This is a genomic window from Streptomyces sp. NPDC047841, from assembly GCF_040704085.1.
GTDB lineage: Bacteria > Actinomycetota > Actinomycetes > Streptomycetales > Streptomycetaceae > Streptomyces > Streptomyces argyrophylli.
On record NZ_JBEYRP010000014.1, the window covers coordinates 47,633 to 49,003 of the forward strand.

The 1,371-nt window shown below is 75.2% G+C and carries 1 protein-coding gene; it reads right to left on the minus strand.

Annotated elements, in window-relative coordinates:
* Positions 1-1,370: AAA family ATPase (locus AB0947_RS24005; RefSeq protein ID WP_366752393.1), on the minus strand; the 1,370-nt coding region annotated here is incomplete at its 3' end.
* Position 1,371 lies beyond the last annotated feature (1 nt).

Sequence of the window (1,371 nt, forward strand, 5' to 3'; positions counted from 1 at the left end):
AACAGCGCCTGGGAGAGGCGGACGACGGCGTCGACCCGGTCGTCGCCTCCGAGGCCGGACATGCCGAGGGCGCTCTGGAGATGGCCGATGGTGACCGCGGGGCTGGTCAGCAGGGTGGCGCAGCCCAGTTCGTACAGGACGTGCGCGTGCACCTCGGGGAGGGGCGGCTCGGCCAGGGCGCGCTCCAGGCAGCGGCGGGCCGCGTCGGGCGCGCCGACGGCGAGGTGCTCGCGGGCGGCCTCGCGCAACTGCTCGACCAGTTCCTCGTCGTCGTCCGGGTGGACCTTCAGCAGGTGCCGGGCGGCCTCGGCGGCGCCGCGGCCGCGCTCGGTGATCATCTGCGCGGCGACGCCGTGCATGGCGGTGCGCACGCCGGGCGGGATGGAGTGGTAGACGGCGGTGGCGATGAGGGGGTGGACGAACTCCAGCTCGCCGTCGCCGCGTTCGGTGCCGGCGGGTGGCCGGGGCTCGGTGAGGATGCGGGCGTTGCACAGGAGTTCGGCGCAGGTCCGGGCCAGTTCGTCGTTCATGGTGGCGAGTTGGGCGACCATGTCGACGGTGATGCCGGTGCCGAGGATGGCGGCGGCCCAGGCGAACCGGGTGGCCTCCAGGCCGAGGCCCTTGAGCCGGTCGACCAGTCCGCCGCCACGGGCGGCGCGGTTGAGGGCGCGCAGCTCGCCCGCCTGCGCCTCGACGGGCTGGAGTTCGCTGTCCTGGACCTTGGCGAGGAGTTCGACGGTGTCGTACGGGTTGCCGCCCGTGACGGCCCAGACCTCGCGGCAGAACGCGTCGTCGGCGTGCCGGCCGACGGTGGCGCGGGTGAGTCCGGCGGTGGCGTCCGGGGTGAGGGCGCTGAGGTTGTGGGCGGGGCGGCCCGCGGCGGCCACCTCGTCGAGCAGGCGGGCGCTGTGCCCGCCGACCTCGCCGGGCCGGCGGGCGACCACGACGAGGACGGAGAGGTCGTCGAGGCGCTCGGCGAAGGCGGCGAGCCAGCGCAGGGTCTCCGGGTCGGCCCAGTGCGCGTCGTCGACGAGCAGGACCAGCGGCCACTGGCGGCGGGAGAGCCGGCGCACGGCGGCGACGAGTCCGTCGCAGACGTACTGCGGGTCGGCCTTGTCGGCCTGCGGTTCCGCTATGCCGAGGGCGGGACCGGCGATGTCGTGCCAGTCGCCGAGGTACTCGCGGGCCTCCTCGGGAAGCAAGGACAGCAGCGCGGGCTGGAGCAGCTGCCGTACGACGTGGAACGGGACGGACCTCAGTGTCTCCGCGCCGCGCGCGGACCAGACGGCGCAGCCGCGGCGTTCGGCGACGCGCCGGATCTCGGCCAGCAGCGCGGTCTTGCCGAGTCCCGCCTCGCCCCGGATGACCAGC